This window comes from Sporosarcina sp. P16b (genome assembly GCF_002743065.1).
Lineage (GTDB): Bacteria > Bacillota > Bacilli > Bacillales_A > Planococcaceae > Sporosarcina.
Genome location: NZ_PDYO01000004.1, coordinates 73,274 through 98,715, shown reverse-complemented (window position 1 = coordinate 98,715; position 25,442 = coordinate 73,274). Strand labels below are relative to the sequence as shown.

24 protein-coding genes and 1 other annotated feature are annotated in these 25,442 nt (G+C 41.0%); of the genes, 4 read left to right on the top strand and 20 right to left on the bottom strand.

From position 1 onward, the window contains the following. Positions 1-6 precede the first annotated feature (6 nt). The 3 genes from CSV77_RS07165 to CSV77_RS07155 form a co-directional block, all read right to left on the bottom strand. On the bottom strand, positions 7-486 hold the full coding sequence (locus tag CSV77_RS07165) for a hypothetical protein (RefSeq protein WP_099672885.1): 480 nt from the start codon (positions 484-486) through the stop codon (positions 7-9). Next, positions 483-923 (bottom strand): type IV pilus modification PilV family protein, encoded by a 441-nt coding sequence (locus CSV77_RS07160; RefSeq protein WP_099672884.1) that lies wholly within the window; start codon positions 921-923, stop codon positions 483-485. The genes CSV77_RS07165 and CSV77_RS07160 overlap by 4 nt, the downstream gene beginning before the upstream one ends. Before the next feature lie 98 nt (positions 924-1,021). Continuing rightward, complete coding sequence (locus CSV77_RS07155; RefSeq protein ID WP_099672883.1) at positions 1,022-2,233, bottom strand: bifunctional folylpolyglutamate synthase/dihydrofolate synthase; 1,212 nt, start codon at positions 2,231-2,233, stop codon at positions 1,022-1,024. Between the two features lie 59 nt (positions 2,234-2,292). Between CSV77_RS07155 and CSV77_RS07150 the strand changes: the two genes are divergently transcribed. From CSV77_RS07150 to CSV77_RS07140, 3 genes are read left to right on the top strand one after another with little or no spacing between them, the layout of a single operon-like run. Further along, positions 2,293-3,159, top strand: coding sequence for an ATP-grasp domain-containing protein (locus CSV77_RS07150; protein ID WP_099672882.1), 867 nt, complete (start codon positions 2,293-2,295; stop codon positions 3,157-3,159). Then, entirely contained in the window at positions 3,156-3,944 is a 789-nt protein-coding gene (locus CSV77_RS07145; protein ID WP_099672881.1) for an ATP-grasp domain-containing protein, read from the top strand. Before CSV77_RS07150 ends, CSV77_RS07145 begins: the two co-directional genes overlap by 4 nt. Continuing rightward, positions 3,941-4,189, top strand: coding sequence for a hypothetical protein (locus CSV77_RS07140; RefSeq protein WP_099672880.1), 249 nt, complete (start codon positions 3,941-3,943; stop codon positions 4,187-4,189). Before CSV77_RS07145 ends, CSV77_RS07140 begins: the two co-directional genes overlap by 4 nt. Positions 4,190-4,263: 74 nt before the next feature. Here CSV77_RS07140 and CSV77_RS16890 read toward each other — a convergent pair whose 3' ends face one another. Together CSV77_RS16890 and CSV77_RS07135 are read right to left on the bottom strand one after the other, a co-directional pair. Beyond that, positions 4,264-4,431: a hypothetical protein gene (locus CSV77_RS16890; RefSeq protein ID WP_158232036.1), complete on the bottom strand. Its 168-nt coding sequence runs from the start codon at positions 4,429-4,431 to the stop codon at positions 4,264-4,266. A gap of 3 nt (positions 4,432-4,434) precedes the next feature. Beyond that, positions 4,435-4,641: a DUF6980 family protein gene (locus tag CSV77_RS07135; protein ID WP_099672879.1), complete on the bottom strand. Its 207-nt coding sequence runs from the start codon at positions 4,639-4,641 to the stop codon at positions 4,435-4,437. Between the two features lie 158 nt (positions 4,642-4,799). Here CSV77_RS07135 and CSV77_RS07130 point away from each other — a divergent pair, with 158 nt between their 5' ends. Next, a complete protein-coding gene (locus CSV77_RS07130; RefSeq protein WP_099672878.1) occupies positions 4,800-5,384 on the top strand; it encodes a helix-turn-helix domain-containing protein in 585 nt (194 codons plus the stop codon). A gap of 20 nt (positions 5,385-5,404) precedes the next feature. Here CSV77_RS07130 and CSV77_RS07125 read toward each other — a convergent pair whose 3' ends face one another. From CSV77_RS07125 to tig, 15 genes are all read right to left on the bottom strand, one after another. Further along, positions 5,405-6,028, bottom strand: coding sequence for a dienelactone hydrolase family protein (locus CSV77_RS07125; RefSeq protein WP_099672877.1), 624 nt, complete (start codon positions 6,026-6,028; stop codon positions 5,405-5,407). Between the two features lie 648 nt (positions 6,029-6,676). After that, entirely contained in the window at positions 6,677-7,222 is a 546-nt protein-coding gene (locus CSV77_RS07120) for a hypothetical protein (protein ID WP_099672876.1), read from the bottom strand. A 71-nt stretch (positions 7,223-7,293) separates the two neighbouring features. Continuing rightward, the gene (locus CSV77_RS07115; RefSeq protein WP_099672875.1) at positions 7,294-8,325 is read right to left on the bottom strand and encodes a S66 family peptidase; all 1,032 of its coding nucleotides are present in this window, start codon (positions 8,323-8,325) and stop codon (positions 7,294-7,296) included. Between the two features lie 495 nt (positions 8,326-8,820). Further along, entirely contained in the window at positions 8,821-11,466 is a 2,646-nt protein-coding gene (locus tag CSV77_RS07110; RefSeq protein WP_099672874.1) for a valine--tRNA ligase, read from the bottom strand. A gap of 53 nt (positions 11,467-11,519) precedes the next feature. Next, positions 11,520-11,737 (bottom strand) — a binding site (T-box leader). 227 nt (positions 11,738-11,964) lie between these two features. Then, the gene (locus tag CSV77_RS07100) at positions 11,965-12,588 is read right to left on the bottom strand and encodes a hypothetical protein (protein WP_099672873.1); all 624 of its coding nucleotides are present in this window, start codon (positions 12,586-12,588) and stop codon (positions 11,965-11,967) included. Between the two features lie 298 nt (positions 12,589-12,886). Then, complete coding sequence (hemL, locus tag CSV77_RS07095; RefSeq protein WP_099672872.1) at positions 12,887-14,182, bottom strand: glutamate-1-semialdehyde 2,1-aminomutase; 1,296 nt, start codon at positions 14,180-14,182, stop codon at positions 12,887-12,889. 1 nt (position 14,183) lies between these two features. After that, positions 14,184-15,164, bottom strand: a complete 981-nt coding sequence (gene hemB, locus CSV77_RS07090) for a porphobilinogen synthase (protein WP_099629787.1) — start codon at positions 15,162-15,164, stop codon at positions 14,184-14,186. Beyond that, positions 15,145-15,927, bottom strand: a complete 783-nt coding sequence (locus CSV77_RS07085; RefSeq protein ID WP_099629786.1) for a uroporphyrinogen-III synthase — start codon at positions 15,925-15,927, stop codon at positions 15,145-15,147. Before CSV77_RS07085 ends, hemB begins: the two co-directional genes overlap by 20 nt. Then, positions 15,920-16,849 (bottom strand): hydroxymethylbilane synthase, encoded by a 930-nt coding sequence (gene hemC, locus CSV77_RS07080; RefSeq protein ID WP_099672871.1) that lies wholly within the window; start codon positions 16,847-16,849, stop codon positions 15,920-15,922. The genes CSV77_RS07085 and hemC overlap by 8 nt, the downstream gene beginning before the upstream one ends. A 15-nt stretch (positions 16,850-16,864) precedes the next feature. After that, positions 16,865-17,695, bottom strand: a complete 831-nt coding sequence (ccsA, locus tag CSV77_RS07075) for a cytochrome c biogenesis protein CcsA (RefSeq protein WP_099629784.1) — start codon at positions 17,693-17,695, stop codon at positions 16,865-16,867. 221 nt (positions 17,696-17,916) lie between these two features. Further along, on the bottom strand, positions 17,917-19,293 hold the full coding sequence (gene hemA / locus CSV77_RS07070) for a glutamyl-tRNA reductase (protein WP_099672870.1): 1,377 nt from the start codon (positions 19,291-19,293) through the stop codon (positions 17,917-17,919). A gap of 128 nt (positions 19,294-19,421) precedes the next feature. Beyond that, the gene (yihA, locus tag CSV77_RS07065) at positions 19,422-20,003 is read right to left on the bottom strand and encodes a ribosome biogenesis GTP-binding protein YihA/YsxC (RefSeq protein ID WP_099629782.1); all 582 of its coding nucleotides are present in this window, start codon (positions 20,001-20,003) and stop codon (positions 19,422-19,424) included. Beyond that, entirely contained in the window at positions 20,000-22,321 is a 2,322-nt protein-coding gene (gene lon / locus CSV77_RS07060; protein WP_099672869.1) for an endopeptidase La, read from the bottom strand. The genes yihA and lon overlap by 4 nt, the downstream gene beginning before the upstream one ends. Positions 22,322-22,451: 130 nt before the next feature. Beyond that, a complete protein-coding gene (gene clpX, locus CSV77_RS07055) occupies positions 22,452-23,720 on the bottom strand; it encodes an ATP-dependent protease ATP-binding subunit ClpX (RefSeq protein ID WP_099629780.1) in 1,269 nt (422 codons plus the stop codon). A gap of 209 nt (positions 23,721-23,929) precedes the next feature. Next, positions 23,930-25,216 (bottom strand): trigger factor, encoded by a 1,287-nt coding sequence (gene tig, locus CSV77_RS07050; RefSeq protein ID WP_099672868.1) that lies wholly within the window; start codon positions 25,214-25,216, stop codon positions 23,930-23,932. Positions 25,217-25,442 lie beyond the last annotated feature (226 nt).

Below are 25,442 nucleotides of genomic sequence, written 5' to 3'. Positions count from 1 at the left end.
CTTTCTTCAAGGGGCTTCCTTATATCTGGATAATTCCAATGGGATCGACACTTTCAATTTATTGTTTTTTGGATCTACAACCCAAAACTTTGATATTTCTAAATTCTCTTTCTTTGCGTTTATATAGAATCTTTCTTCAGTAGTTTCTGATTTTTTTTGATCTGTATAATACATAAAATTCGTACTAAGAATAGAATCTTCTATAGTTTGTGATGACGTTCGGCAATTTTGAACACTCACTTTTTGAGGCATCACAACAAATTCATAACTTAAACACTTACGATGTAATCGTTGTGCTTCTGTCGCAATATAATTTGCCTCTTGCTGTAAGCGTAATTTTGCCGTCTCCGATGTATTCATTCGAGTACTTATTGAGAATGTTGTCCAGATGATTACAGATACCAAGGAAACAAGTAGTAGCGTTGCTAATAGTTCAACAACAGACATTCCTTGCTGATTCTTTCTTATTGTCCACTTTACATTCATAGAGCCCCATCCTCCACATAACCAAACGTCTCACTAATTTCCTTGCCCTTCTCATAAATAGAAATTTGTAATCTATGGAGTGTAACAGATGTTTCTGTGAAAGATTTCAAGTCTGATGGTACACGGTATTTCACACGGTATTCGTATTTGGGTTCATCTTGACGTGTATATGTATAAAAAATAAAATCAGATGACGATTCAGTATCTTTCTTTAGAACTAAAACCCCTTCATTATTTTCTAACGGCATCGGGTTCTCTTTCCAAAAATTCAATTCTTTTTTAGCCAAATGGATCGTTTCAAGTTTAGATTCTGTCCGAGTATTAAATACATTCATTTGAGAAAAAATTGTCATGAAACTAACGAATACAATACCCAAAATTGTCAAAGCCGCTAGAATTTCGACTAGTGTAAATCCTTTTTCTTTCGTAGTATTCATGACATGACATTCCTCCCGTTTATATTCGTTATATTCTCCTACTAAAACTAAATACCCTTTCCTAAACGTAATAGTCTATAAAACTAACTTTATTAAGCCTATTGTCTCATTAAACTACTTAATAAGTAAAGAGACCCAACAACTACCTTTATGTTTTTTTTCGAACATGTTACATCGACTTCTTCAAACGAAATCACACGACTTGCCTCAATCGGGCAAACCGCTTGTAAATCCTTCGCTTTTGCAGCTTGTGCATGCGGAAAATCCACAAATGTAAAACTATTCGCAAGTGGTGCTAAAATCTCCAACGTAGCTTGATAGTCTTTCGTATTCAACATCCCCACAACCCAGTCCACTTTCTCTTCTGGAAATTGCTCTTTAATAGTACGTACCAACATACGCGCAGCAGCAGGATTATGGGCTCCATCCATATAAACCTGATCTGCAATCTTTTGGAATCTAAAAGGCAAAGCTACATTTGCTATAGCTTTAGCCACATGATCTTGTTTTAAAGGTACCCCCGCCAATGATAATGCCTCTAAAGCAACGGCAAGATTAATCGCTTGATGTGGCCCTTTCATATTACGCGCCGGAATTTCAAATGTAGACATACCGCAGAAGGTCTCCATAGTTCCTTGCTTCATTGTAAATTCTTCGTCATATGCGCGTACTAAACTTTTATTCGACTTCGCCTCTGCCAAGACAACCTCTTTCGCCTTGTGTGGCAATTCCCCTATAACGACTGGAATATACGGCTTAATAATGCCAGCTTTATGCGCGGCAATCTTTTCAACCGTATCCCCTAGAAACCCTATATGATCGAGAGCAATCGACGTGATGACAGACACTAAAGGCGTCACCACATTCGTGCTGTCGTATCTACCACCCATCCCCGTCTCAAGCAAGACGTAGTCCGGTCCTGCATTACGGAACGCTAAAAACGCTGCCACCGTCAGCAATTCAAAGTCCGTCAGCAAACCGCTCAATCCTGCTGCTTCCATCTCCTCAAACACATATTCCAACTCCTCTTGCGCAATCGGCTTTCCATTGATCCGAATCTGATCATGTATATCCAATATGGCCGGTGAAGAAAACACACCGGTCTCAAATCCATGTGCTTGTAACACTGCTTCCATTACTGCAATCGTCGAACCTTTGCCGTTCGTACCTGCCACATGAATAATTCGCAAATCTTTCTCAGGGTTCAATACACTTGCCAATGCCTTTTCTATTGCGTCTAATCCAGGTTTAATCTCGTCGTCACTCATTATGTCAAATTGTTCTTTATATTCATCAAGTTTTGGAATCAAAGAAATTCCTCCTGTGCTAAAATTAAGTTATATACAGTATAGCAAAGGTGGCGTGGGGATTGAAAAGTTGTTGGGTTATTTATAATGGTAGTTTAACGAGTGATAAATTTGCTGATCAAGCACGGCTTGTACAGGAAGCAGCAGAGCGTGCTGGTGTACGGGCGACAATCTTAAAAAATTATGAAATACAGATGGATGTGCAAGTTCAGATAAAAGATGTCCCTGATTTCGTCGTCTTCCTCGATAAAGATACATTGCTTGGACAGTATTTAAAAAATGCAGGAATCCCCGTCTTCAATGATCCTGAAGTTATTGAGACATGTGATAATAAAGCCAAGCAGTATCTTGAATTCGCGAAGCACGGTGTCGCGATGCCGAAAACGATCATCGCACCGAAGGTCTATCCAAACTTCACAATTGCAGATAGCGGATATTACGAGAACGTCCTTGAAACGCTCAGCTTGCCCATGATCATTAAAGAAGGTCATGGCTCATTTGGTATGAAAGTGTATTTGATCGAAACGGTAGAAGCTTTCTATGAAAAAGTCGATGAGTTGCGTGGTGTCGATTATGTCTTTCAAGAGTTCATCGAGACAAGTAGAGGGCGGGACTTACGCGTCAATATAGTGGGCGATCAAATCATTGCGGCCATGTATCGTCATTCGGAGACGGATTTCCGCGCGAACATTACAAACGGCGGCGTAGCTGAAATTGTGGAATTGACGCCCGCCCAAGAAACACTAGCTATGGAAGCCGCAAAAGCAGTTGGTGCAGAATTCGCAGGAGTAGATTTGTTATTCGGTGCGGATGAACAGCCTCTGGTTTGTGAAGTGAACGGTGCAGCGCATATTCGCAACCTGTTGAACGTCACCGGTATCAATGTCGCCGATGCAATGATTGCGTATATATTGGAGAAGATTAAATGAAAGGTGCCATTTACTATAATGCGGAGGAAGCGAAGAGAAATTATGCGTTTATCGACGATCTATTAAAAGAAGCGAAAAAACTAGATATGAACGTTGAGCTGATAACAGAGTCACCTACTGAACCACTTGATTTCATTTTATTCCGCGATCGTGATCCTGAATTAGCTTTAGAATTGGAGCAAGCCGGTTACCGTATGTTCAATCGAGCGAGTATACAAAAAATCGCCAATGATAAACTACGCACATTTGAACTGGCCTCCTTGCTTGGTATTCCCTCAGTTCCCACATTCAAAGTGGATCAACTTCCTACATTGCCTTTCATACTGAAAACTCGCGGAGGTCACGGCGGAAGCGAAGTATTTCTATGTGAATCTGCACAACAAACAGAAGATATTCTCAATCAATTTGATCCAACTAAACTAATCGCACAGCCTTTCATCAAATCTGACGCGACGGACATCCGCGTATTTATGCTCGGTAATGAAGTGTTAGGCGCAGTGAAACGAACTGGCGCGAAAGATTCATTTAAATCCAATTACACATTAGGCGGTACCGTGGAAAAGTATATGTTGAACGACACTGAAATCAAACAAGTTCAAACGATTTCCCGGGCAATTTCTAGCGACTATTTAGGCATTGATTTCATTCTTCCTATTTCAGGTGGCTGGTTACTGAATGAAATCGAAGATCCCGTTGGTGCCCGTTCACTCTATCAAACACATGAGTTTTCAGTGGCGAAGAAATTATTGGAGTATATCAAAAATCAGTTGAGTGATGAATCATGAGGAGAAAACGCTATACTAATTTAGATAACGTAGATACGCGTAAGACACTGCGAGAAGTGATTCGGTGGCAGAAAGAACGTAATGAAGGAAAGAAAGATTTACGTATCGTAATCGAGCAAGCGCCAGATAATGAAATCGATACAGGGCCCGAAGCTGTTGAAAGGCTGAATGCTGAGTGGAGAAGATTGCAGTTGGATGAAAATCGATTAAGAAAGTTGCTTATTGGGGAAACGTTGTGGTTATAACAAAAGGGGCAGTTACAGAAAGTCATTATGATTTTCTGTGACAGCCCCTTTATAAGTAGAGGGATGTACTCCATTTAATCTCTAGCGTTGACTTTAGCTAGGAAAGCCGTCATTAGCCATAAAAGGATCGGTATGATACTCCAAAAGAAAAACTTCCAATTACTCGTTACTACTGAAAGAACGAAGAAAAAGACGAGTACTAAAACCGCAATAACGACAGCGTACGTTTGAAGTTTATTCATTTTCTATCCCCTTTCCAATAATGTACTTCCACACCATGGGCAAAATGAAATCTCGATACTTGAAGTACCTCCATCATGAATTAACAATCCGTAATCTTGATCTGTTTTATTAAAAAGAATCAATTGATCCGGGCAATCATACGGGTCTTTGTGTACGTCACATGTAAAAGTTGCATGATACGCCATTTCTTCGCAGCAATGCTGTTTCATTCCTACTCACCTTGCTTTCTACTATCTCAGATCTGCTCTTTTTATAGTTTCTAGTAAATTAACCACGCCAGTATATATAAGTGTAACAAACTCCACGGAACGTTTGTTGATGCATGTTGGATATTCGCCTATGATAATAGAGAGCAGGAGGGAAACCGATGGATACAAGTAAAGTTGGTGAATTAATATATACATTACGCAAAGAAAAAGGATTCACCCAGAAACAATTAGCCGATCAAATGAATATTTCGGATCGAACGATTTCAAAATGGGAGCGCGGATATGGTTGTCCGGATGTAACACTTTTATCCAATCTATCTAAGCTACTTGGTGTGAATATAGAAAATATTTTAGACGGTGAAGTACTGTCTAATGAGTTAATAGGAGGAAATATGAAAAAATCAAAGTACTTTGTCTGTCCATCTTGCAATAATATTGTATTGGCAACGGGAAATATTACACTATTTTGCTGTGGCAGAAAGCTTGAAGCGCTACAAGCGAAGAAAGCGAAGGATGAAGAAAAACTTACGATTGAAGAAGTCGATAATGAACGTTTTATTTCAAGCGACCACCCGATGACAAAAGATCATTATATCTCCTTTATCGCATTCGCCACTGGCGATCATGTCCAGATTATCAAACAGTATCCTGAATGGAGTTTTCAAGCACGTCTACCTAAGAGAAAACATGGCACACTGTTATGGTACGATACACAGTTCGGTTTATATTATCAATATATCTAAACAACAAAAAGCACTTCAATTCATGAAGTGCTTCCACCTACACGATTCTTTACATTTTTTCTAAAGAAGTCTATCGTTTGCTTAAAGGTAATATGAGCTAATTCTTCATTGTATGCAAAAGCGTATGGATCACTAAATCCATGCTTCCCATCGTACGTATATACCTCCACATTCGGCTTTTCTAATTTCAAAACCATTTCTTTCACATCAAATGACTTCTCGGTATTCGGAAAGTACAACAAAGTTGGACAAGCGGGGTTCATTCCTGCATAATCTCGTATTCGTGATCCGTAGTATCCAACCATCCCATCTACGCACTCTTCCTCGCTGCAGAGCCAAGCAATTGTCGCTCCTACACTGAATCCAAGTATAAATACTTTTTCGTACTGGTCCTTCATCTCCACCACTAACTCTTTTACCTTACGTGCGTTGTTTTCGAAACTAGCATGCTGCATAAAATTTTCATAAGCTACCTCTTCTTGTGAATAATCAAAAGGTGTTTCTTGAGGCAACAGATTTGGACAGATCACATCGAAGTCTTTCTCAGACAACGCAACACATATGTCTTTCATAAATTGATTGATTCCGTATATTTCATGAAGAACGATGATACAAGTTTCGGAAGTAGATTTTGTTTTACTCATTCTATTTTCTCCTCACGTCATTCATAAAACGTATTTTCTAGAAGTTACTGACTTAACTGTATGTATAGCTACTAGCGCAGATAATGCTTATTCATTCTACCGAATCCACTTGTCTAGACTGTAGTTTCTATCATTACATCTCTTCTTTCTTAATGAAATGGGAGAGATCATACTAATTAGCAAACCAGTTTACAACCAATCAACATTCCAAGTGGTATCAGACTGTCTAATCATGACTGAACGCTCTTCGATTTTTTCTTAGTCAACGAACCTAGATTAGTTTTCTGATCCAATCTCTTTATGACAAAGACTACAATTAGTGACGGTACAATGAAAGGAAAAACAATACATAGAGTTTTACTAATTGCTTGCATAGCTAAACTCCTTCCCGCTTAGACCAATAATTATATTATGTAAAATAGATCGGTTAGTGGAAGTGTGGAAAATACTACGATTCCTAACTTCCCGAATATCTTCAACATCTTTCTTTTTTTCAGTTTTCCTTCTAAATATCACTCTTTTGTATCGTACCAACTAAGCGCTTTTCGCTCTAATTCCTTCACAAACATATTTTTCCCTTCTATATAAGATTTTAAGTCGTCAGGAAATATGCTAGCTAGTCTCTCATATGCTTCCTCCCTACCATTATTAATCTTCCCAGTAAAAGATCGCATCCAAGATTAGATATTGTCGCTCATTCCGATAAACCGTCGGTATTTTTGTTTTAAACGATAGTGGCGTACTCATCTCATTCGCAGCTAATAATTTGTAATTAAACTCCAGTAAAGCTTTCTGTAATTCTGTTGCTAGTGTTTCCAATTCCTCACTAACAGCTAGCGAAGTAGGTGTATCAAGTATTGAACCATGTCCACCACTCACTTCCTCAGCCGTCTCTACCCGAATTGTTCTATACCTTACATCTTCACCCATTATAGCAACTGATGCTAGACGACTTACATCAAGTATAATACCTTTTATCTCTATCTCACGCATTCCATTCTTTTCTACCACGGTTATATAATCTTCTTTCCGATAACAAAAAAACTCCACAAAGGAAGCATAGCCGCTACCGAAATGATCCCATTCCGCTTCGCAGACCACATTGTGGATACGACAGATTCGATAAAATAACCGATTGATATGTGCCAAGACTTCCTGTTCATCATCACTATCATAAGGAAAAGTATCCCCCATAATCTCCCCTTCAATGAACATTTGTAACTGCCGATCAGTAAATATTATAAACACCCCATTTCTTTACTATTTTACTCAACGCCACTCTCTACAATAGAAAACGTCCTTCGTATACAATCTATTTTCGCCAACGCTCCATATGGTAAAATGCATTTAGGTTCCGTATGACCGAAGTTCAAGTTATACAAAATAGGCAAATGCTCCAAATCATACTCTTTCATCACAGTAAGGATTTCCTCTTTATACTCATCAAAGTATTTCTCGTCTTGAGGCTTCGCGAAAATTATCCCATTCACATTATGTAAAATTCCTTGTGCTGCATAATTTCTTAACCAGTATCGAATTAAACTAGGATCAGGCTTCTCCTCGGATGTTTCAAAGAATAGTATACTATCCTTCCAATACTTGTCTCCTGGCCAAATCACCGTCCCCTTTGCAAATTCTAATACTTCGATACATCCGCCAATCAATCGGCCTTGCACAGTGCCTGAGCCTTGAAGCAGTTCGTATCCAGTATTCTGATTCATCGTACGCCGCTTACTCTTATTCGACTCGATCCATTCCAACCGCTCGCTTGTCCATCTTTCAGCCGGTTGTATCTCACCTATGATTTCATTAGAAAAGAGAATTCGATTCACCATCTCGACCGTGTAGGAATCCATTTCAACATTCTCGGCAAAATCAGTTAATATTGCGGGTCCGTAGAATGAAGAAATTCCCGCTTTATGACAAAATAAATGCGATACCGTAACATCAGAGTATCCCATGAAGACTTTTGGATTTTCTCGTATCACGTCAAAATCAATGTATGGAAGTAATCGGATACTGTCCTCCCCACCGATATTCGCAATGATCCCTTTAATATTTGGATCGCTAAATGCCGCCATTAGATCTTCTGCACGAGCTTTCGGGTTTTTATAGAGAAAGTCGGTTCCCTTTAAACTGTTTGGCATTGCTACGACAGTTAGTCCGAATAGATCTTCCAATCTCTTTACGCCTTGTTCGTACCGCCACCTGATTTCCGGTTCGCCTGCGCCTCCCCACGAAGGGCTCACTGTTGCGACCCGATCACCACGTTGCAATTTCTTCGGTTTAATTAACATGCGCTTCTCCCCTTTACATATTCATAGCTGTAAAGTACAAATACAGTAGATACACGGCCGGAATACACGTGATAATACATCCTATAATGCGGATTTTTTTAACTTAACTGCAAAGCTAAGCCGACTTAACAAAAAATCAATAAACAACCTTCTACACACGGTCTAAATACTATGAATTCAATTATACCCATAAGAATCTAATAACACTATTTATAGGGTACTATGTTTTTATAAGAACATTGACTTAGATGGTTTTGGTTTTTACTTATTAAACTATTTCCTCCTCAAAAAGTAGGAATTCAGGCAAAGGAACGGCAACTCTCAGAGCATTAGTCGGACAAGCGAGACAACCAAAGAGAGCAAAGCGAACTGGTTGGCCCACCGCGCGCACTTTATGAAGGCATCCTTTCATCCCACCACTCTCTACTTCGACATTAAAAAAAGCCCATTCAACAGCATCACACTGTCGAATAGGCCTTCTTTTTTAAACTATTTTTAAATCTCTTTCAACTCTGCAATACGACGCTCAACCGCCGCGTACTTCTCCAAATAATCCTTCTCTTTCGCACGCTCTTCCTCAACAACTGACTCAGGCGCTTTCGCAGTAAAACGTTCATTCGACAACTTGCCTTGAACCCGCTTCACTTCACCTTGCCACTTGCCAAGTTCCTTCGTCAAACGAGCCAACTCTTCGTCAATATCAATCAATCCCTCAAGTGGCAAGTACAGCTCTGCACCCGTCACGACTGCTGACATCGTTTTGCCTGGCGCATTCACTTTCACACCAATTGTTAATGTTTCAGGATTACAGAATCGCACAAGATAGTTACGGTTCTCTTCAAGTACCGCCACGGTCTTCTCGTCTTTCGCTGAAATATACAAATCGACTTTACGACTCATCGGTGTATTCACTTCTGCACGGATATTACGCACGGATTTGATGATATCCATCAACAATTTCATATCCGAAGCACGCGACTTGTCCATCATAGCCGCATCCACTTCAGGCCACTGTGCTACTGTAATCGACTCACCTTCATGGGGAAGGTTCTGCCAGATCTCTTCTGTTATGAAAGGCATCAATGGGTGCAATAAACGCATCGTCTGATCTAGAACATGTGCAAGAACTGAACGCGTCATTTTTTTCGCTGCTTCGTCTTCACCATATAGTGGCAATTTCGCCATCTCGATATACCAGTCACAGAAGTCATCCCAGATGAAGTTATATAACGCGCGGCCCATTTCACCGAACTCATACCGGTCAGCCAAGCTTGTTACTGATTCAATCGTTTCATTCAGACGAGTTAAAATCCATGCATCTGCAACAGATTTCTCTCCTGACAAATCGATTTCTTCATATGTCATGCCATCCATATTCATTAACGCGAAACGGGAAGCATTCCAAATTTTATTGGCAAAGTTCCAGATCGCTTCTACTTTTTCTGTAGAGTAACGTAGATCTTGTCCTGGTGAAGAACCTGTTGCCAAGAAATAACGCAATGCGTCTGCACCGTACTGCTCAATTACGTCCATTGGATCTACACCGTTACCGAGAGATTTAGACATTTTTCGCCCGTCCTCCGCGCGTACTAATCCGTGGATCAAGACATCCTTGAATGGACGCTCTTCCGTGAATTCAAGAGCTTGGAAGATCATACGGGACACCCAAAAGAAGATAATATCATATCCTGTAACAAGGGCATCTGTTGGGTAATATTTTTTGAATGTTTCGCTGTCAACATCTGGCCAGCCCATAGTTGAAAATGGCCATAAGGCAGATGAGAACCAAGTATCTAGTACGTCATTGTCCTGAGTCCAGTTTTCTTCATCAGCTGGTGCTTCTTGACCCACATAGATTTCACCTGTTGTGTTGTGATACCAAGCCGGAATTCGGTGACCCCACCATAGTTGACGAGAAATACACCAGTCATGGACATTTTCCATCCATCCTAAGTAGGTTTTCTCGAAACGTTCAGGAACAAACGTCACTTTTTCTTCTTCATTTTTCTGCAGATTGATTGCTTGCTCGGCAAGTGGCTGCATATTGACGAACCATTGTGTAGATAAATACGGCTCCACTACTGCACCACTTCGTTCCGAGTGCCCGACTGAGTGCATATGGTCTTCAATTTCAAATAGCACATTCATCTCTTGTAAGTCTTTGACGATTTGTTTACGGCATTCGAAACGATCCATGCCTTCGTACTTGCCTGCTAATTTATTCATCGTGCCATCTTCATTCATGACGAGCACACGTGGCAAGTTATGACGGTTACCTATTTCAAAGTCATTCGGGTCATGCGCTGGTGTAATTTTCACTGCACCGCTTCCGAAATCCATTTCTACGTAGTCATCCGCTACGATCGGAATCTCGCGTCCTACGATTGGCAATTTAACCATCTTGCCGATCAAATGCTGGTAGCGTTCGTCATCGGGGTGAACTGCAACAGCTGTATCACCAAGCATCGTTTCAGGACGTGTTGTCGCTATTTCAATCGAGTCTGTGCCATCTGCCAATGGGTAGCGCATATGATAGAATGCACCTTGCACATCTTTATGAATCACTTCGATATCCGATATCGCTGTCTTCGTTGCAGGGTCCCAGTTGATGATATACTCTCCGCGGTAGATCAGCTTTTTCTCATACAACTTAACAAATACTTCACGTACTGCTTTTGACAATCCTTCATCCAAAGTAAAGCGCTCTTGTGAGTAGTCAAGAGCCAGACCAAGCTTCGCCCATTGTGCACGGATATGACTCGCGTATTCTTCTTTCCATTTCCATGTTTCTTGTACAAAGTTTTCGCGTCCAAGATCATAACGCGTTTTACCATCCGCGCGAAGTTTTTCTTCTACTCTTGCTTGTGTTGCAATTCCTGCGTGGTCCATTCCCGGCAACCATAGTGCGTCATACCCTTGCATACGCTTCATGCGGATGAGCATATCTTGTAAAGTCGTATCCCATGCGTGTCCTAAGTGAAGCTTTCCGGTAACGTTCGGTGGTGGGATCACAATTGTATACGGTTCTTTCTCGCTTTTTACATTCGATTCAAAATACTTACCTTCAAGCCACCATTCATAACGTCCTTTTTCCACTGCCTGCGGATCGTATTTGGTCGGCATCGTCAATTCGTCAGTCATTTCATTTCCTCCTTCAAATAAAAAGGGATACAAAAAAGCCCCACTCATCCCGGTAAAAGGACGAAGGAGCTCGTGGTACCACCTTTATTTATGAACGCAAAAAGCATTACATCTTCATGATTTGGTAACGGTCTTCACCGGTTCCTGCTACTCATATTTCACAGAAACTGCTCATAGGGGACTTCCATATGCGGTTTCCAGGTACGTTCCACCAATCGTACCCTCTCTAAAGAAAACGGTTCACATGTACTTTCCTACTCTTCGCATTTATATTCATATACACATTATTATAAGCGAAACATGTAGAGTCCGTCAACTGAATAGTAGTCTATAGAGAAAGGATGGTGAACGATGCGAAAAGGTTATAATCCCTATCTGTTGCCGCCGTGGCTTCGGAAAACAAGATTTTACTGTAAAGGCTGTATCATCCCGATCACCGTGTTTCAATTGATTCGATTACTACTTATCCCGACCACTGGCGATTTTTTAGTATTTTGCTTACTCGCTGCTTTGTCCTTCTGCTTCTACAAAAACATTATTTGAGTGGAAGATCTTTCTCGTTATATCGTCATCCATCTCGGCGATGTATAAGAGAAAGTCTTCCATTTCATTATTTACTTGTTCAACGGCACGATCAGCATTTGCAAGAAACTCTAAATGAGATGTCGAGGCAGCTACGAACTGTGGTGCTGCGGGCTCTTCTTCGATTACAACCGGTTCTTGTACAGGCTCTTCCTGTTTCAAGTGAACGGTCCACTCAAGTTTCAATCCCCCGTCTTCCTGTGATGAAGATTTAATATCTCGCACTTCCAATTGCAAGTCGCCATCGAGTTCTACTGGTAGATCAACATTCAAAGGCACAGCATATTCAAAATATCCTTTATTGTTTTCTACTTCCACGTCATGAATGACTAATACATCTTCAGTTGCCAATTCTACTTGCTTGTCTGCATCAAATACAACGTTTGCCGCGATATGATAGATCCCTTGCAAACGGATTGCATCTTCCGTACGTTCTTCCGTAAACCCTGGCGTCACCTTTACCTCAGCCGATTTAGCAAATGCCCCGTACTCCACAGGGAAATAAAAAGACTCTTGCAATGTCCATTGATGCGTCGTCATTTTCGCTTCACTCCTTTTCTTAACTCAGGCTACTATATGAAGAAATAAAGGAATTTAGAAGTGAAGTATAATGTGGAATGTGAATGGGAATGAAACGATCGCAACCGCGCTATTAAAGCCTAGCATCGCGCCAAAAGGACAGTACACCGCGCAAATGCCGGCGTACACCGCGCTATTGATCCCGAAGACCGCGCCATAACATCTGAAAACCGCGCCAATCCTCGCCAACATCGCGCTATCATCATAAAAAATGAACATAAAAAACGCCAAGCAATAAAATCTGCTTGACGCTTCAAGATTATCGTTTCAACTTCTCAAACACTGTATGGAAAGCTTCCACAGTCTTCGCGATATGCTCTTCTGTGTGGGCTGCTGACAAGAACATACCTTCAAATTGGGAAGGTGGTAAGAAAATACCTTCTTCTGCCATTAGACGATAATACTCTGCGAACAGTTCCAAATCGGAAGTTTTCGCTTTATCGTAGTTATTAACGCGTTGATCCGTAAAGAAGAACCCGATCATCGAACCAGCACGGTTGACGGTATGTGGAATATTATTAGCTTTCGCTGCTGCGCGGAAACCTTCTTCCAACTGATCACCAAGCTTGATGAAGTGTTCGTATGTTTTCGGCGTCAACTTTCTCAACGTTTCAATACCTGCCGTCATGGCTAACGGATTGCCAGACAATGTACCCGCCTGATAAATAGTTCCTGCCGGTGCTACATGTTCCATAATCTCGCGAGAACCGCCGTATGCTCCTACAGGCAGTCCGCCACCGATAACTTTACCAAGACATGTAAGGTCGGGTTTGACGTTGAAGTGACCTTGTGCACATTTATACCCTACACGGAATCCAGTCATGACTTCATCGAAAATTAATAATGAACCGTTTTCTTCTGTAAGCTCACGTAAGCCTTTAAGGAAGCCACTATCCGGTCCTACAACGCCCATGTTTCCTGCAACCGGTTCTACAATAATTGCAGCTAGATCGTCTCCATACTCTCTAATGGCCAATTTAACACTTTCCAGATCATTATACGGGACCGTGATCGTGTTTTGTGCAATCGTTTCAGGCACTCCAGGGCTATCAGGCAAACCTAATGTAGCAACACCCGAACCTGCTTTAATAAGTAAGGAATCCGCATGCCCGTGATAACAACCTTCGAATTTAAGGATCTTATTACGCTTCGTATAGCCACGTGCTAAACGAAGTGCACTCATTGTTGCTTCTGTACCAGAAGACACCATACGTACCATCTCGATGGATGGTACACGGTCGATTACAAGCTCTGCCAATTCATTTTCCAGAAGTGTAGGCGCTCCGAAACTTGTACCTGTTTCAGCTACTTTCTGCATTGCAGATACTACGTCAGGATGTGTGTGTCCTAGGATTAGAGGACCCCAAGATAGAACGTAGTCAATATATTCATTGCCATCGATATCCTTAATGATCGCACCTTTACCACTTTCCATAAAGATCGGATCCATACTAACTGATTTGAAAGCACGCACTGGTGAGTTGACGCCACCTGGCATTAAATCCACTGCTATTTTGAACGCTTCTTCAGATTTCGTATATGTTTTTTGTCCCATATTATTTCTCCTCCAACCAGCGAGCTGCATCTTTTGCATGATATGTCATGATGATATCTGCACCTGCACGCTTCATACTTGTTAATGTTTCTAACACAATTTTCTTCTCGTCTACCCAGCCGTTTAATGCAGCCGCTTTGACCATTGCGTATTCCCCACTGACGTTATATGCCACGACAGGTAGGAGTACATGATTTTTTACATCGCGAATGATATCGAGATAAGACAATGCTGGCTTAACAATTAAGAAATCTGCGCCTTCAAGAATATCAGATTCCGCTTCACGCATTGCTTCCATACGATTTGCTGGATCCATTTGATACGTTTTACGATCGCCAAATTGTGGTGTGGATTGCGCCGCTTCACGGAATGGACCGTAATAAGCAGACGCATATTTAACTGCATACGACATAATGGGAATGTTTTGGAATCCCGCATCATCTAGCGCTTGACGAATGACCGCTACAAAACCATCCATCATATTCGAAGGTGCAATGATATCCGCTCCCGCTTTTGCTTGACTGACTGCTGTCTTCGCTAGCAGAACGAGACTAGCATCGTTATCTACATCATTGTCGTGAATAACGCCACAGTGCCCGTGATCTGTATACTCGCATAAACAAGTATCCGCTACAACGACCAATTGCGGATGCCGTTCTTTCACTGCACGTGTTGCACGTTGAATGATTCCTTCGTCGTCATATGCTTCAGTACCCGTTGCATCTTTTTCCGAAGGTATACCGAATAAAATAATAGATGAAATACCTAATTCAACAACTTCATCCGTTTCTTTTAATAATAAATCAATAGAAAACTGATCTACTCCTGGCATAGAAGCGATTGGATTACGCACGTTCTCGCCTTCTGTAACAAAGATAGGATAAATGAAATCCGCTGCTTTAATTTCTGTCTCTCTAACCATCGCTCGAACGGTAGGATGTGTACGAAGTCTACGATGACGCTTAAATTCTATTGGACTCATTTGTGAACTCTCCCTTTCGTTTGGCCAGTTCATGGACTAGCTCGACTAATGTATACGTTTTGGGCTTGACGTGAACAGGCGCACCCACTTTTAACAATGCACGTTCCGTAACATGACCGATCGCGCAAACCGTAAAGCCAAACCATGTTGTTTTCGGGGCAATACGTGAAGAGAACACTTCCACCGCCGACGGACTTGCGAACAACACGGACACTTGATTTTTATGAAGTATAAAACGACACAATTTATCTATTTCACTCGTTGCACTTTTGGTTTCATAGACTGTCCATTCTGAAACATGAAACGGCAACTCCTCCCGAATCAAACTACCAGCAAGAGTACCTTTCAAAAAGACCACGTGTAATCGTTCCGACTCTTTTGGATTAAACTGTTTGACGAAAACATCTGCACTAAACACGCTTGGAATGAAAGATACGGCAAAGCCGAGTCGATCTAACGCTGCCGCTGTTCGAGTTCCGACTGCAGCCACTTTTCCTTTGAACGTATCTGCTGTTACATTGAACCGCAACATTTTTGCACGGAACGCAGCAACTGCTGATTGACTCGTAAAAATGAGCCAATCAGCTTTCATTGCTTGTTGCAACTTTTGCTGATCAGCCTTCTTTTGTATTTCTCCCACTTCAATTAGTGGAATTGAAACCGGAATGCCACCGTACTTTTTTACCAGTTCGGCAGCTTCCGTGGATTTTGGTGTTCCTGTGAAAATAACCGTTTCTCCTGCTAACGGTAAAGCGTTACGCATCCATTTCCGCCTTCACTTTCTCAATTACTTCAGCAGCACCTTGGTCACGTAAAATTTTACTGACTTCTTTACCCACTGCAACAGGATCTGTTCCTTTCACTGTTTCACGGAACACTTGAATTGCATCCGGAGACGCGATGAAACCAGTCATTTCCACTTCATTACCATCAAACTTTGCAAATCCTCCGATTGGTACTTGACAAGAACCATCCATTTCATTAAGGAATGTGCGCTCAGCCTGTAGCTCAATCCATGTGCTCTCATCTGTTAATTTCGCTAGTTCATTTAATAATTCTGTATCGTCTTCACGACATTCAATTGCTAATGCACCTTGTCCTACTGCTGGAATACAATCTTCGAGCGATAGGTGTTCTGTGACGATGCTGTCATCCCAGCCCATACGCTTAAGTCCTGCCGCCGCTAAGAGGATTGCATCAAATTCACCATCTTGGAGCTTACGTAGACGTGTATCAATATTTCCACGAATCCACTTAATTTCAATATCTGGGCGCAACATCAATAGTTGTGAGCTACGACGAAGACTGGATGTTCCAACAACCGCGCCTACTGGTAAATCCATGAAGCGAACATGGTCGTTTGCGATGTAAGCATCACGTGGATCCACACGTTTAGGGATACAGCCGACTGTCAAACCATCTGGAATTACCGCAGGCATATCTTTCATGCTATGTACGGCAAAATCAATTTCTTTATCAAATAATGCTTGCTGGATTTCTTTTACGAATAACCCTTTACCGCCCACTTTTGATAACATGACGTCTAAGATTTGATCGCCTTTCGTAACAATCTCTTTTACTTCAAATTCAAATGGTGCACCTGCTTGCTTCATTTGTTCAATAAACCATTTCGTTTGAGTCAATGCCAGCTTACTTCTACGTGAACCTACAATAATTTTTCTCAAAAAACTCTTCCTTTCTTATATCCATAAATGAAATTGTGACAGCGTGCTGCCCAAAAAGAAATTCACAACCGTTAAAAGAAATGCAAATATCGTCATCCAAGCAAACTCCACTGATTGAAGCTTACCCTTATAGTTGAAATAAATAACCGAAGAATAGATGAGTAATACTGCAAAGGATCCCATTATTTTCACATCAAATAGAGACCAATTCTCAAGCGCTACATACGCCCATTGAACACCGAATAATAAACTGACGAATAAAATCGGGATGCCAGTATAGATCGACATTTTCATTCCCATCATCGTCTGATGCAAATTCGGTAGACTGGAAAAGCGTTTTCCAAATTTCTTACTTTTTAGTACGTTATATACAATCAAATACAATACCGCAAAAACAAATGCTAACGCGAACACTGCATACGAGAGGATTGCTGACGTAATATGGACAAACAGTACTTCCGAAATAAGCGAATCACCAACAGTGGATGCTGTGTATTTCAAATTGGAAAAGACATGAATCATTAAAAATACAAATCCAATGATATTTGTGAAAAACACCATGAAGTTCACTTTATAAATCAACTGGAACACAATAGATAATGTGACCAGTAACCATACATAAAAATAGATTCCTTCAACTAGCGATAATACTGGAAAGCGCTTCATCTGAATTATATAAAGAGATAAAATCGCGGTTTGTGTAACCCAGACGGTAACGATAAGCCAAAAAGCAGTACGATGAACAACTTTTGACTTCTTCAAGTAATCAATTAAGTAAAAAACAAGACCGAGGGCATAAAGAACAATCATGACTTCCTGAAGTCTTGCGACGGTTAAATCAACCATATGCTATTCTCTGCCTTTCAAGCGAAAACCTCTCTTTTGCTAGTAAGGAGTGTTCGTCTATATTGTCTCAAATGAGAGGGTGTTACTGCAAATAATTGCATCCATAATAAGCATCTTTCTACTAGTTTGCCGAATATTTATGCATGTATTGCCTATTTAACTGCAATAAAAAAGTGGGCCTGTATCATTCTTGTGAAAGACAGATACAGAACCACCTGGGATTAGTGTTGATAATGTAAGTTCGTCACATCCACACCATCTGATTTTTGATCAGCGCGCTTTTGAAGACGTTCTTTTGCTTGTAATGCCAGCTGTTCCTTTTCTGTTACGACATCTTCAGAAATTCCAAAGATTTGTTCGAAAAGAGCGAGTTTCTCTGCTGCTTTTTTATCAGTAGATAATTCTTTAGCCTGTAAAATAGGTTCTTTTAACAATTGATTAATAATGGATTTTGTATGCTTGTTCAGCACTTTCTTTTCACGTTCGGTTAAATCGGGCATTTTATTTTCAATACTCTGCATCGTTTCGCTCTGAATACGACTTGCTTTCTTGCGTAATGCAGAAATCATTGGCACGACACCAAGCGTTGTTAACCAATCCTTAAAGGCAACTACTTCCTGTTCGATCATCAGACCGATCTCTTCAGCTGCACGCTTACGTTCAGCCAAATTTGCTTCGACAATGCCTTGTAGATCATCGATATCATACAAGAATACATTGCTTAGTTCACCGATTTTCGGATCAAGATCACGGGGCACAGCGATATCCACCATGAATAACGGCTTGCCTTTACGTAGTTTCTCTACAAAATCCATCAATTCATAATCAATGACATATTCAGTAGCACCAGTAGAGCTGATTAAAATATCTGCTTCTAGTAATAAGCATTGCAACTCTTGCATAGATTTCGCTTCACCATTAAATTTCGCCGCTAGAATTTCTGCCTTGGAGAATGTTCGGTTGATTACAGTAATCTTCCCAACACCGCTTCCTTGCAAGTTCTTAACTGCTAATTCACCCATCGTACCTGCACCAAGAATCGCAATATGCTTATCCTTGAGTGAACCGAAAATCTTTCTTCCGAGTTCTACTGCTGCATAGGAAACTGACACAGCATTTTCACCAATTGCTGTATCGGTATGTGCTCTTTTTGCTGTCGTAATCGCTTGCTTGAACAATTCGTTGAATACCGTACCAGTTGTACCAATATTTTGCGCAGCGAAAAAACTACTACGAACTTGTCCTAATATTTGCGTTTCCCCAAGTACCATGGAATCAATGCCTGCAGTTACACGTAATAAATGTTCCACTGCACCATCTTCTTCATGAATGATCAAGTGACTCGAAAAGTCCTCCATGGGAATAGAAAACCAATCGGCTAGGAATCTTTTTATATAATATCGTCCTGTATGAATCTGATCTACCACCGCATAGATTTCTGTGCGGTTACAAGTAGAAATAATGATGTTTTCCAAGATGCTCTTTTGCTGTTGCAATGTTTGCATCGCTTGTGGCAAATCAGCCTCGACGAATGATAGCTTCTCTCTAATTTCGACAGGGGCGGTTCGGTGGTTAACACCGACAACGACTGTATACATTAGGTGCTCACACCTTTCGGAATCATTTTCTTATACTCATTATAACATACATAGCGCTTTAGTCGGAATCCAATTGTGAACATCGTTTGAAGCCATAATGTAACAATTCGATAAAATTAGATCGTTACTTACATGCGACTTTCAATTTCATGCCATGCTTCATCCATCCCAATACCCTTTTCAGAGGAAAACAGGATGAGCGGCTCGTGTATCTCCATGTTAAATGTCGTACGAACGATTTTCTTATGCTTCTCCCATTTACCTTTAGGTATTTTATCTGCTTTTGTCGCTATGACAATCGTCGGGATATTGTAATGAGAGAGGAAATCATGCATCATGCAGTCATCTTTTGTCGGTGGGTGACGTAAATCAACAATTTGCACTACCGCACGCAATTCTTCTCGTGATGTAATGTACTGTTCGATCATACCGCCCCATTTTTCTTTTTCAGTTTTCGACACTTTGGCGTAACCGTACCCCGGTACGTCAACAAAAAATAATTTTTCCTCAATCTTATAGAAATTGAGCGTTTGAGTCTTTCCTGGCTTTGAAGATGTACGCGCCAAACTTTTACGCCCAATCATTTTATTAATAAAGGAAGATTTCCCTACATTCGAGCGGCCGGCCAACGCAAATTCAGGATAACCTTCTGTTGGATATTGTTCAGGACGAACCGCACTCATAATCATTTCTACGTTATGGACTTTCATTTCTTTTCCTCCAAAGCGATATCGAGTACTTCATGAGCATCCGACACGAGTTTAAATGTTAATTCTTTTCTTACACTATCTGGAATATCATCTAGATCACGTTCATTATCTGACGGGATGATAATTGTTCGCAATCCTGCACGATGCGCACTCAGCGTTTTTTGTTTTAGTCCACCAATTGGTAATACACGTCCACGCAGTGTCACTTCCCCTGTCATACCGACTTCACGGCGAATCGGGCGTTCCGTCAATGCGGATACTAGTGCCGTTACGATCGTTATACCCGCGGAAGGTCCATCTTTTGGCGTGGCGCCTTCAGGAACGTGAATATGAATATCCCATTTTTCATGGAAATCAGGATCTATTTGAAATGTCATGGCTTTGGAACGCACATAGGACAAAGCGGTTTGTGCGGATTCCTTCATAACATCCCCAAGTTTCCCTGTCAGTAGTAACTTACCTTTACCTGGAGATAATGAAACTTCAATTTGCAATGTATCTCCACCCACAGATGTATAGGCTAGCCCAGTTGCCATACCTACTTGATTGACTGTTTCTGCCTGTCCAAAACGGAAACGCTTTTTGCCAAGTAAGGCTTCTAAAGATTTCGGACTCACTGTTAGACTTTTTTTATCACCTGCTAGAATTTGACGCGCGGCTTTACGACAAATGCTGGCAATTTCTCGCTCAAGTGAACGGACACCAGCTTCACGTGTATAGTAACGTACGACTTCGAGAACTGCTTCTTCCTGGAAACGAAGTTGTGACTTCTTGAGGCCGTGTTCTTTCATCTGTTTCGGAATCAAATGATTGATCGCAATCGATTGTTTTTCCTGTTCTGTATAACCGGGAATCGAAATGATTTCCATACGGTCACGCAATGGACCGGGAATAGCCCCCAGATCATTTGAAGTCGCAATGAATAAAACACTCGAAAGGTCATACGGCTCTTCTATATAATGATCACTAAAAGTACTGTTTTGTTCAGGATCCAGTACTTCCAGCATAGCAGACGATGGATCTCCTCGAAAATCATTAGACATTTTATCGATTTCATCGAGTAAGAAGACTGGGTTGACAGTGCCGGCCTTTTTCATACTTTGGATAATACGCCCAGGCATCGCGCCTACATACGTTCGACGATGACCACGGATTTCAGATTCATCACGGACACCACCTAAAGATAGGCGGACAAATTCACGTCCTAGTGACTCTGCAATAGAACGGGCCAATGAAGTTTTACCCACTCCAGGTGGACCATCTAAGCAGAGAATCGGACCACGCAGAGAATTTGTCATCTGACGCACTGCGAGATACTCTAGAATTCGCTCTTTAACGTTTTCCAACCCTTCATGATCACGATTCAAAATTTCTTCTGACCGAGACAAATTCAATTGATCTTCTGTCGCATGAGTCCATGGCAGCATAATGAGCCACTCAATATAATTACGAATAATGCCACTTTCAGCTGAAACGGAAGGAATCTTTTCATAACGTTCCAACTCACGCTCTGCTGTCTCTCTAACAGATTGCGGCATATTCGCTTCTTCAATTTTCTTTTTTAGCTCGGAGACTTCAAGACCTTTACCATCTTTATCGCCTAGCTCTGTTTGAATCGCCTTTAATTGTTCGCGTAAATAAAACTCTTTTTGCGTGCGTTCCATTGCATCTTTCACGCGTTCATTAATTTTTTGTTCTAGCTCCATGATTTCCTGTTCATTATACATTCGACTGATTAGCCATTCCAAACGTTCAGGCACGTCCAGTATTTCAAGCACTTCTTGTTTTGCTGTTAATTTTAACGGCAAGTTGGATGCGATCATATCTGCTAACCTACCAGGTTCTTGAATGCTTTCAACCGTCTCCAGTGTTTCGTCTGAAATCCTCTTGCTGTTCTTCGCATATCGTTTGAACTGTGCAACAAGTGAACGCATTAGCGCTTCTGCTTCCGCGTCTTTTTCTTCGCTTTCTTTATAACATGTGACATTGACAACTGGATACAGGTCAGCTTCTTGGTAACTGCTCCACGCTGCTCTATGTATGCCTTCGATTAATACACGATACGTACCATTTGGTAATTGAGTCATTGATTTGATAGTCGCCAGTGTACCTATTTCATATAAATCATCTATTTCAGGGTTTTCCAAGCCCAGATCTTTCTGAGTTGCAAGGAAAATTTGACTATCACCTGCTAATGAATGTTCAATAGCGAAAACCGAGCGTTCACGGCCTACATCAATATGTAATAGCATCGTCGGATAAACAATCACTCCGCGAAGTGGCAATAATGGGATGTTCTGTTTTTGAATCGTCGGCATGAATAGCCACCTCCAAATAAGTTATGTATATGTATGTATAATGCGTAAATAAAATCCTATGTAAGAAAAGGCCGACTGCCGAACGTATAAGATACGCATCGGTGGAGCCGGCCCTTTTGCCTTTTCGGCGTTATGCGGTATTTTTTTCGTTATCTGATTCGTATACAGATCCGTCTTCTCGGTGCAAGATCGGAGTAGACTTACCAAGAACAGAGTCCTTCGTAATGATACATTTCTTCACTTCTTCAAGTGAAGGTAGATCGTACATGACATCCAACATGATATTTTCAATAATGGAACGAAGTCCACGTGCACCCGTTTTACGAGCAATCGCTTCTTTTGCGATTTCGATCAATGCATCATCTTCAAATTGAAGGTCTACATCATCAAGTTCGACCATCTTCTGGTATTGTTTGACGATCGCATTTTTGGGCTCTGTTAGAATTTGATACAATGTATCTGCATCTAATGTATCAAGCGTTGCGATTACCGGCAAACGACCAATAAATTCTGGAATCAAGCCGTATGATTGAAGATCCTCAGGAATCAATTTAGCCAATAGGCTATCTTCTTCATTGATTTCTTGCTTGGATTCAGAACCAAAGCCGATGACTTTACGTCCGATACGGCGTTTAACGATATCTTCAATTCCATCAAATGCTCCACCTACAACGAATAAGATATTCGTTGTGTCGATTTGCAAGAACTCTTGATGAGGATGCTTACGGCCGCCTTGTGGTGGAACGCTCGCAACCGTTCCTTCAAGAATCTTCAGCAAGGCTTGTTGCACACCTTCACCCGATACGTCACGAGTAATCGACGCGTTCTCAGATTTACGAGCTACCTTGTCGATTTCATCAATGTAGATAATACCTTTTTCAGCTTTATCGATATCGAAGTCTGCTGCCTGAATTAATTTCAAGAGAATATTCTCTACGTCTTCCCCAACGTAGCCTGCTTCAGTTAATGAAGTCGCATCTGCAATCGCAAATGGCACATCCAAAATACGAGCCAACGTTTGTGCCAGTAATGTTTTACCGCTACCCGTTGGGCCGATTAAGACGATGTTGGATTTAGCTAGCTCGACATCATCAATTTTACTGCTTGAATTTACCCGTTTGTAATGATTGTATACTGCTACAGCGAGTGATTTCTTTGCGCGATCTTGCCCGATGATATAGTCATCGAGGATACCTTGGATTTCTCTTGGTTTCGGAACATCTTTTAGCTCGAAGCCTTCTTCAAGACCTACTTCCTCTTCCACGATTTCCGCACAAAGTTCAACGCATTCATCACAAATATAAACACCTTGACCTGCTACCAATTTGCGGACTTGCTCTTGAGATTTCCCACAAAAAGAACAGCTAAGGTTATCGTTTTCATCATTAAATTTGAACATTATGCTCACCCCTATTCAAGTCAATATACTACAAGATTACCATGACTTAATCAACTATTTAGAACTTAATGACCGATTACAACCAGCCAGATATGTATGGTTATTTGTGTTCTAGCTTGTGGAGTTTCCGGAAGACTATACATGAGTTCTTTTATTTAAGAAAAACAAGGTACGGACAACCCGTACCTTGTTGCATTCATATAGAAAGATTAGTCGATGATTTTTGCGTTGTCAACAAGTAGTTGTACTGTTTTATTGAAACGAAGGTCGTTCTCCAATACAGATGTGCCACCAAGAGTAGTCTTGATTTGCTCAACGTCCATACCGAATTGCTCAGACATTTTTTCAAGTTCAGCTTGTACTTCTTCTTCTGGCACTTCTACTTTTTCAGCAGCACCGATTGCTTCAAGTGTCAATGAAACGCGTACGCGGCTTAGTGCGTCGTCTTTCATCTGATCACGAAGTGTTTGCTCGTCTTGACCAGAGAACTGGAAGTAAAGATCCAAGTTCATGCCTTGCATTTGTAGACGTTGTTCGAAGTCCTGCATCATACGATCCGTTTCTGAATCGATCATCGCTTGTGGAATGTCCATTTCAGCGTTGCTTGCAGCTTGTTCTACTAAATCGTCACGAAGAGCTGTTTCAGAATCATTCTTTTTCAGTTCTTCAGCTTCTTCTTTCAACTTCGTGCGTAACTCTTCAACAGAAGATACACTCTCGTCGATTTCTTTTGCCAACTCATCATCAAGTTCAGGAACTTCTTTAGACTTGATTTCGTTCACTTTCACTTTGAATGTAGCAGGCTTTCCAGCTAATTCAGCAGCATGGTATTCTTCAGGGAAAGTGATTTCAATTTCTTTTTCTTCTTCTGTTTTCATGCCTACTACTTGCTCTTCAAATCCTGGAATAAATGAACCAGAACCTACTACAAGTTCGTAGTTTTCTGACTGTCCACCTTCAAAAGCTTCACCATCAGCGAATCCTTCGAAATCGATTGTAGCTGTATCGCCGTCTTCCACAACGCCATCTTCTTTGACTACCATTTCTGCTAGTGCTTCAGTACGTTGTTGAAGCTGTGCGTCTACCTCCTCGTCTGTTACTTCAACTGCTTGACGAGTTACTTCAAGACCTTTATATTCTCCAAGCTTTACTTCTGGCTTAAGCGCTACAATTGCAGTGAAAACAACAGGCTCGCCTTTTTCTAGCTTTTCAATGTCGATTTCAGGAGCTGCGATTGGATCTACGTCCGCTTCGTCTACTGCAGCAGAATATGCTCCAGGTAGTACGATATCGATAGCATCGTTGTAAAGTGATTCTTCACCGTACATTTTATTGAACATTTTGCGTGGCATTTTCCCTTTACGGAATCCAGGTGCCTGTACTTTCTTTACTACTTTTTTGAACGCTTCATCTAATGCTTCGTTGAAACGATCTACGGAAACTTCAAACGTAAGTTTCCCTTCGCTACCCTCTAATTTTTCCCATTTAACTGTCATATGTATGACCTCCAAATCATTTGCAATACTTTTATTTTTATTTTAATCAATTATACCTTCGCATGATTGTATCTGAATTTTTTCTGTACATCCTAAAAAATCTTCGACACTCTTTGAAGGCTTTACCTGAATCGGCTCAATTTGTTCCGCCTGTAAGAAGCGACAACACTGCTGAGGACAGGTAAGCAGTTGACAACCATTTTAGTATAACATAGTCTATTCATCT

Coding starts and splice junctions, on each gene's coding strand:
- CSV77_RS07165 (WP_099672885.1), bottom strand. CDS start 486: ATGAATGTAAAGTGGACAATAAGAAAGAATCAGCAAGGAATGTCTGTT.
- CSV77_RS07160 (WP_099672884.1), bottom strand. CDS start 923: ATGAATACTACGAAAGAAAAAGGATTTACACTAGTCGAAATTCTAGCG.
- CSV77_RS07145 (WP_099672881.1), top strand. CDS start 3,156: ATGAAAGGTGCCATTTACTATAATGCGGAGGAAGCGAAGAGAAATTAT.
- CSV77_RS07140 (WP_099672880.1), top strand. CDS start 3,941: ATGAGGAGAAAACGCTATACTAATTTAGATAACGTAGATACGCGTAAG.
- CSV77_RS16890 (WP_158232036.1), bottom strand. CDS start 4,431: ATGAATAAACTTCAAACGTACGCTGTCGTTATTGCGGTTTTAGTACTC.
- CSV77_RS07135 (WP_099672879.1), bottom strand. CDS start 4,641: ATGAAACAGCATTGCTGCGAAGAAATGGCGTATCATGCAACTTTTACA.
- CSV77_RS07130 (WP_099672878.1), top strand. CDS start 4,800: ATGGATACAAGTAAAGTTGGTGAATTAATATATACATTACGCAAAGAA.
- CSV77_RS07125 (WP_099672877.1), bottom strand. CDS start 6,028: ATGAGTAAAACAAAATCTACTTCCGAAACTTGTATCATCGTTCTTCAT.
- CSV77_RS07120 (WP_099672876.1), bottom strand. CDS start 7,222: ATGGGGGATACTTTTCCTTATGATAGTGATGATGAACAGGAAGTCTTG.
- CSV77_RS07115 (WP_099672875.1), bottom strand. CDS start 8,325: ATGTTAATTAAACCGAAGAAATTGCAACGTGGTGATCGGGTCGCAACA.
- CSV77_RS07110 (WP_099672874.1), bottom strand. CDS start 11,466: ATGACTGACGAATTGACGATGCCGACCAAATACGATCCGCAGGCAGTG.
- CSV77_RS07100 (WP_099672873.1), bottom strand. CDS start 12,588: ATGACGACGCATCAATGGACATTGCAAGAGTCTTTTTATTTCCCTGTG.
- hemL (WP_099672872.1), bottom strand. CDS start 14,182: ATGGGACAAAAAACATATACGAAATCTGAAGAAGCGTTCAAAATAGCA.
- hemB (WP_099629787.1), bottom strand. CDS start 15,164: ATGAGTCCAATAGAATTTAAGCGTCATCGTAGACTTCGTACACATCCT.
- CSV77_RS07085 (WP_099629786.1), bottom strand. CDS start 15,927: ATGCGTAACGCTTTACCGTTAGCAGGAGAAACGGTTATTTTCACAGGA.
- ccsA (WP_099629784.1), bottom strand. CDS start 17,695: ATGGTTGATTTAACCGTCGCAAGACTTCAGGAAGTCATGATTGTTCTT.
- hemA (WP_099672870.1), bottom strand. CDS start 19,293: ATGTATACAGTCGTTGTCGGTGTTAACCACCGAACCGCCCCTGTCGAA.
- yihA (WP_099629782.1), bottom strand. CDS start 20,003: ATGAAAGTCCATAACGTAGAAATGATTATGAGTGCGGTTCGTCCTGAA.
- lon (WP_099672869.1), bottom strand. CDS start 22,321: ATGCCGACGATTCAAAAACAGAACATCCCATTATTGCCACTTCGCGGA.
- clpX (WP_099629780.1), bottom strand. CDS start 23,720: ATGTTCAAATTTAATGATGAAAACGATAACCTTAGCTGTTCTTTTTGT.
- tig (WP_099672868.1), bottom strand. CDS start 25,216: ATGACAGTTAAATGGGAAAAATTAGAGGGTAGCGAAGGGAAACTTACG.